The 6759-nt window shown below is 73.4% G+C and carries 5 protein-coding genes; 2 read left to right on the top strand and 3 right to left on the bottom strand.

Features of this window, described 5'->3' with window-relative positions; all coding sequences use genetic code 11:
- Together lanKC and BFF77_RS30880 are read left to right on the top strand one after the other, a co-directional pair.
- A partial coding sequence (lanKC, locus tag BFF77_RS30885; RefSeq protein WP_211280362.1) for a class III lanthionine synthetase LanKC occupies positions 1-2752 on the top strand: 2752 nt, incomplete at its 5' end.
- 9 nt (positions 2753-2761) lie between these two features.
- Positions 2762-4123, top strand: a complete 1362-nt coding sequence (locus BFF77_RS30880; protein ID WP_066956647.1) for an MFS transporter — start codon at positions 2762-2764, stop codon at positions 4121-4123.
- A gap of 78 nt (positions 4124-4201) precedes the next feature.
- On the opposite strand, the gene BFF77_RS30875 is transcribed toward BFF77_RS30880, so the two are convergent.
- The 3 genes from BFF77_RS30875 to BFF77_RS30865 all read right to left on the bottom strand — a co-directional run bounded on the left by BFF77_RS30875 (position 4202) and on the right by BFF77_RS30865 (position 6548).
- Positions 4202-4639, bottom strand: a complete 438-nt coding sequence (locus tag BFF77_RS30875; protein ID WP_066956656.1) for a helix-turn-helix domain-containing protein — start codon at positions 4637-4639, stop codon at positions 4202-4204.
- Positions 4640-4783: 144 nt separating this feature from the next.
- The gene (locus BFF77_RS30870) at positions 4784-6019 is read right to left on the bottom strand and encodes an MAB_1171c family putative transporter (RefSeq protein ID WP_066956644.1); all 1236 of its coding nucleotides are present in this window, start codon (positions 6017-6019) and stop codon (positions 4784-4786) included.
- Entirely contained in the window at positions 6012-6548 is a 537-nt protein-coding gene (locus BFF77_RS30865; protein ID WP_107422299.1) for a ParH-like protein, read from the bottom strand. Before BFF77_RS30865 ends, BFF77_RS30870 begins: the two co-directional genes overlap by 8 nt.
- Between the last annotated feature and the right edge of the window lie 211 nt (positions 6549-6759).

Genomic DNA, 6759 nt, shown 5'->3' with positions numbered 1-6759 from the left:
CGTCCCACCGGAAGTCCCCACCCGAGAGAGGTTCACCGACGTGCCCGTCGCCTTCGCCGTAGCGGACCAGGAGTTCTACGCACCGCTGGAGAACAGCCGGGACCGGGGCGAGGTCTTCCGGCCCTCGGGCCCGCCCGAGGGCTGGCGCGACCTCGACTTCGGGTTCTGGACCACCTGGTACCGGGAGGACCGCGAGCCGGGCGTCGAGGACGGCTGGAAGGTCCATGTGTCGGCCCGCTTCGACCGGCTGGCCCAGGTGCTCGACACCGTCGCCGGGATCTGCTTCGAGCAGGACGTGGCGTTCAAGCACCTGTCCTGCCGGCTGTTCTATCTGTGGACCCATCACAAGCAGGCGGCCCGGCAGGTGAACGGCAAGTTCATCGCCGCCTATCCGAGGAGCGCCGAGGCCGCCGGAGCGCTGATGGAGCGGCTGCGGGAGGCCCTGGCGGACGAGGAGGGGCCGCACATCCTCACCGACCGCCGCTACAAGGACTCCCGTACGGTCCACTACCGCTACGGGGCGTTCACGCGCCGCGGCCGTGTCCGGCCCGACGGCACGGACCTGCTGCTGGTCCGCGACGGGAACGGCCGGGAGACGGAGGACCGGCGCGGGATGTCCTTCGTCCTGCCCGAGGGCATCTCGGACCCCTTCGCCGAGCGCACGGCCGGCGCCCGCCGTGCCGTCCGGTCCGGATCCGGAGGCGGCGGCAGGCCGCTCTCCTACCAGGGATACGCCTTCGAGGAAGCCGTGCAGTTCAGCAACGGCGGCGGGGTCTACAAGGGACGCGAAGAGGCCACCGGGCGCCCGGTGTTCATCAAGGAGGCGCGGGCGCACTCCGGCGTCGCCCCGAACGGCGCCGCCGCGCCGGACTATCTGCGCGCCGAGTGGCGGGTCCTCCAGGAGCTGCGGACGACCGCGCCGGGACTGGCCCCGGTACCGGTCGCCTACTTCCGCCAGGGCGAGCACGAGTTCCTGGTCACCGAGACGATCGAGGGCAAGGGGCTGCAGCCGTGGACGGCGGACAACCACCCGCTGCTGGGCGGGGAACTGTCCTCGGACGCCTTCGCCGCGTACTACGCGCGGTCCGAGAGGATCCTCGCCGGGATCGAACAGGCCCTGGAGCGGCTGCACGCGGCAGGTTACCTCTTCGTGGACGTCAGCCCCGGCAATGTGCTGGTGACCGAGGGCGACGGGGTGAGGCTGGTCGACTTCGAGGCGGTGCACGTCCCCGGCACCCCGTTCACACCGGTCGGCACCCTCGGCTACGCCCCGCCGGCCGCCCTCCGCGCCGGCGCGGACGGTGATCCGTCCCTCTACGACGACTACGGTGTCTCGGCACTGGCCCAGTTGCTCGTCGGCCCCTACCACCATTCCATCCGGCACAACCCCGACGTACTGGCTCATCTGCGCCATGAGCTGACCGCGTACGGCCCGGTCTCCGAGATCCTGTGGAACCGTGCCACCAAGTACCACCGGCCGGGCGGGCCGGTCACCGCGACGACGGAGCCCTCCGGCCGGCCGGAGCGGCCGTCCACGTCCGGGCGGCTGCCCTCGCCCGAGTCGGTGGCGGCGGAACCACTGCGTCATCTCGCGGAGTTGAGGGACCGGACGGGCGACGCGCTGCTCGCGATGGCCGATCTCGGCCATCGCGACCGGGTGTTCCCGACGATCCCGGACGGCTACCGCACCAACACCCTCTGCGTGGCCTACGGCACCGCGGGTGTCGTGCACGCCCTGGACCGGGCCGGCCGGGCGCTGCCCGACGGGCTGCTGGAACGGCTGCGCCAGGACGCCCTCGCCGCCAGGAACGACCTCGCCCCCGGGCTGTACGTCGGTCTCGCCGGGATCGCCCGGACACTCGCCGACCGCGGACTGCTGGACGAGGCACGCGAACTGCTCGCGGTGGCCGACCGCCATCCGCTGACCACGGGCGCCGCGTCGGCGACGCTGTACGGCGGCTCCGCCGGGCTCGCCCTGGCCCATCTCGCCCTGTACGGCCGCACCGGCGACGAGCACCACGTCGACCGGGCGCGGGCGCTCGCCGCGGCCCTGCCCCCCGACGAGGAACTCACTCCGCTGCTCGGCCCCGACGACGCCACCGGTCTGATGCACGGCCGCTGCGGAGTGGCCCTGATGCTGTACCAACTGGCCGGTGTCACCGGCGAGCGGGACCATCTCCTGCGCGGAGTAGGGCTGTTGCACGCCGAACTCGACCGGGACTACGCTCCCGGAGCGCCTGGGATGTACTTCCCCATCTCCGCGGCGGACAGGCGCAGCCTGCCCTATCTTTACTGCGGCTCGGCCGGGACGGCGTACACGGTCACCCGCTATCTGCGCGTCGTCGACGACCGGCGGCTGGCCGAGGCACTGCCCAGGCTGCTGACCGCCCTGCGCTCCGGGGCTCCCGCGATGTCCGGGCTCCAGCAGGGACTCGCCGGTCTCGGCTTCGCGCTCGCCGACCACGCCGAGCTCACCGGGGACGGGACGAGCCGCCAGGAGGCGATCCGGATCGCGCGCGGGCTCTACAAGTTCGCCGTTCCGCATGCCACCGGTGTGCGTTTCCTGGGCGACCGGCTGCTGCGGTTCAGCGCCGATCTGTGGAGCGGCTCCGCCGGAGTCCTGCTCTTCCTGTCGCAGCTGCTCGACCCGCGCCCCGGCGCCCTGCTCACGGAGAGCCCGCTCCCGGCCGCCGTACGCACCGCCGTACCCACCGCGGAATCCACCGCCGAGTCCGCCCTGACCACCCGGTGAGGCACCTTCATGGATGAACCACAGAGCACCTCACGGCCGCCGGGCCGGCATGGCGGGAAGCCATCCGCGCCCGGCGCGGAGGCCGGGACGCGACGCCGTGACCTCACCCTGTACTGGTGGGGCCAGACCGCCTCCGCCTTCGGTTCCGTGTTCACCGCGATCGCCCTGCCCATCGTGGCGGTCGTCCATCTCGGCGCCTCGGCCATGGAGGTCGGTCTGCTGAGTGCCGCCGCGACCCTGCCCGTGCTGCTCCTCGGGCTGCCCGCGGGCGCGCTCGCCGACCGGATCACCCGGCCGCGGCGGGCCCTGCTGGCGCTGGACTGCGTGTCCGCGGTGACGGTCGCGGCGGTCGCGCTCGGACTGGCCCACGACATCGTGACGGTGGTCTGGCTGGCCTGCCTCAGCGCGGCCCTGGGCGCCATCTCCACGCTCACGACCGCCGTCTACTTCCTGCATCTCAAGCAGTTGGCGGGAGCGGACGGAATCGGTCCCGCGCGGGCCAGGCTCCAGGCGGGCCAGTACGGCGCCTCGCTCCTGGGACGGCTGCTGTCGGGCCCGGCCGTGGCCGTGCTCGGCGGTGCGTCGGCCCTGGCCCTGGACGCCGTGAGCTATCTGCTGAGCGCGGTGGCCCTGCTGAGCATGCGCCTGCCCGACCGGATGCCGCCCAGGGCAGGGCAGCCCCTTGTGGCCACGCTGCGTGGCGCGGCGGACGGACTGCGGTTCTTCACCAAGGACCCCTTCCACCGGGCGCTCGCGGTCTTCATCGTCGTACCGACCTGTACCGCGGCGGCGATGACCGCGCTCACCAGCCCCTTCCTGCTGCGGACGCTGGAACTGCCCGCGGAGGCGTTCGGAGCCGTCTTCGCGCTCTCCGGCGTCATGGGCCTCGGCGGATCGGCCGTGGCCGCGCGGCTGCTGCGGCCCGGCAGCGACGCGCGCCGGGTGGCGCTGCTCACCTTCACACTGGCCGTCGCGTGCACGCTGCTGCTGCCTCTCTCCGCCGGCCCGCCGGCGCTCGCCGCGCCGAGCGCAGCCCTGGGCATCGGGCTTCCGGTGTTCTTCGGGGCCATCGCCAATGTGGCCGTCACCTCCGTGCTCGTCGCCGATGTACCGGAGGCCGTACTGGGCCGGTCCATGGCGGCACTTCAGGTGTGCACGGCGGCGGCCGGGATACTCGGCGCGCTCATGGGCGGCGCGCTCGGCAGCCGGTGGGGTGTCCGCGAGGCGCTGTGGGCCATGGCCCTGCTCGGACTGGCCGCTGTACTGGCGAACCTGCCACGGGCGCTGCGTACCGCCCGGCGGCTGCGCGAGGCCGCCGAGGGGACGGCGGCCGTACGGGAGGGGCCTGTGGAGGCGGAGCGGCCGACGTAACCGCCGACGGCGGGACCATCGATGGGAGAACAGCGGCGGGGGCCGGGGGAGCGGGCAGTCAGCGGCGGACGGTATCGCTCACGCGATGTCGTCCGCCGCGCCGTGTTCCCTCTCCCGCCGCGCGATCACATCGATCATGTCGCTGATCGTGCCGACCGCCTCGGGAGAGAGACCGACCGCGCGCAGGGCCATGCTGCGCACCTGCGCGTCCCGCAGCGCGCCCAGCAGTTCGAGCTCCTTGGCGACCGCCGCGCCCTGGTCGTCGTCGAAGAAATAGGCGACCGGTACATGGAAGAACTGGGCCAGGGCTTCGAGATGGCGCTTGGTCGGATTGTCCCGGCGTCCGGTGCGCAGTTGCCACAGATAGGTCGCGGAGAAGCTGTCCCCGGTGGCCTCGCGGCAGGCCCGGGCGACCTCCTCGTGGCTGTACTGCTCACGGCTGGGACGGCGCACCACACGGAACAGGGCGTCGATCCTTCCGGCCAGTGTCGACGGAGCGGCCTTCTCGTCGGCCATCGCGTCCGTCACCTCCTGGGCCCGCCCGGTGGACCCCGTCCCCGGCTCGCGCATCGTTTTCCGCTGCTCGTTCGTCCTTGCTCATTCATTCTAGTTCATGACCCACCGGGGCGGTGGAGGGCGGAGGGGGCCTGCCCAGTTCCTTCACGGGCGTGCCAGTTCGTCCCTGGCCCGCCGACGGGTGTACTCCACCGCGCCGGAGAAGGTGAAGGCCTCGGCCACCCTGATCAGCCAGGCGGCCTCGGCGTCGACGGTGTCCTCGGCGGGCGGCGAGGCGAGCCCGGCGGTGGCGCCGGAGGCACCGGCGCCACCGTGACCGTACGTCCGCCCGGCGCGGGCGGATTCCAGCGCCGCCGCGATGGTGGCCGCCTCGACCGTGGCGGCGACACCGGCGGGCGGCACCGGGAAACGGATGAGGGCGCCCTCCACCCACAGTTCGATCCGCGGATCGAGATAGGGACGCAGCGCGAGATAACCGTCCCTGATCTCCACCACCCGCCGGTAGAGGGCGAATTCGGCCGCGCGCGGGTCGACACGTCCCGTCCATCGCCGGGACACGCCCAGGGCCGTGCCGGGAACGACGGTGTGCAGGGCGGACCACAGCGGCTCCAGGGCGCGCAGCTCGCGGTAGGGGCGCAGCCAGCCGGCCGGAGCGGTGAGTGCGGGACCCCAGCGGGCGGCGGTCACCCCCAGGGCCGCGAGCACGAGACAGCATGTCCCCAGCGCCACCGCCACCGGATCGAGGCCGGCGCCCTGACGGTGTGACCTGACCATGCTGACGACCGCCGCCAGACCCCAGAGCCCCCACGCCAGACCGACCACGGCACCGGCGCAGATCAACCGGAGACCGGTACGCAGCGGACCGGGCGGCAGACCTCGGGCGTGCAGGACCACCGGCACGGTGAACAGGCCCAGGCAGAAGAGCGTGTACAGCGTGAAGACCGAGTCGAACGCGGCGAACCAGGGCCACCCGGACGCGTCCGTGGTGACCGTCCCTCCGGCGACCTCGGGCCGTGCGAGGAGGAAGAGCACAGGGCACACGGCGAGGACGGCGGCGGTCGCGCCCAGATGGCGGCGCCCGGCCATGCGCCCCGGCGGCCGGGGCGTCAGCCGCAGCGCGGCCTGAGGCAGAAAGGCCGTCGCGGCCATCTCCAGCTCACGTCCCACGAGATGGAATCCCGGCGCGGCTCCCGGCACCAGGTGCTGGGCCGCGGTCACCGTGGTCGGAGCGAGCAGCACCATCGCCGCGCCCATGGTCAGCCCGAACCAGCACAGCATCCGCACCGCGGAGGACGATCCGCCGCGCCGCGCCAGGCGCAGTTCGTACCAGCCCACGGCGACGGCGAGACCGGCCGGGCAGTACGCCAGCACCTCATCCACGGCCGGGTCCCCCGCCGTCGACGGCGCCCACCAGCCAGCCCGCGTCGCCGTGGTCCTGGGCCGGCCGCGCGGGCCTGGCCCCGTCCCGCGCCACCCGGTGCAGGATCAGCGAGGCGAGCAACTCGGCCTCGCACTCCTGCGGTTCGGTGTAGACGGTCCTGCCGAGGACCTGGCGGATCAGCGCGGGCGGGAGGCCCGGCATCAGCAGGCGGGCCGCCGACGAGTCGGCCGCCGGCGCCTGGTCATGACCGCACAGCAGATGAGCGGCCTCGTGCAGCAGGATGTGCCGCCGGTGGAAGGCCGTGGTGCCTTCGGCGCAGAGGATGTAGTCGGCGCGGTCGGTGGTCACGAGCAGTCCGCAGGGCAGACAGTGCCCCAGGGCGACGGACAGGATCTCGATGGGCCGTCCGCGCTGCTGCGCGAGGGCGGCGATGAACGCCTCCGGGGTGAACGGCCGTGGCAGCGTCAGTGACGCGGCGATACGGCGGGTCCGCTGCCAGATGCGCCGCTCGGCGCGGCCCCGGTTCACCCGTGTCTCCTCTCGGAACCGACGCACCGCCGGAAGCCGCGGCGGTGGCGCCGTCCGCTCTCGGACCGCGGGACGCTCGCACGCCACGCCACCCGTAATCGGCTGCGCTTTCCCCTCGAACCTCTCGCAGGCCCTTCGGCACCGTCGTCACCGTCCCGGCGGGCCCGGGCGGAGGGCCGTGTCTGACGGGCCGCCGGGACGGTGACGACGG

Source organism: Streptomyces lushanensis, from assembly GCF_001700515.1.
Classification (GTDB): Bacteria; Actinomycetota; Actinomycetes; order Streptomycetales; family Streptomycetaceae; genus Streptomyces; species Streptomyces lushanensis.
This window is presented reverse-complemented; position numbering and strand designations above follow the sequence as displayed.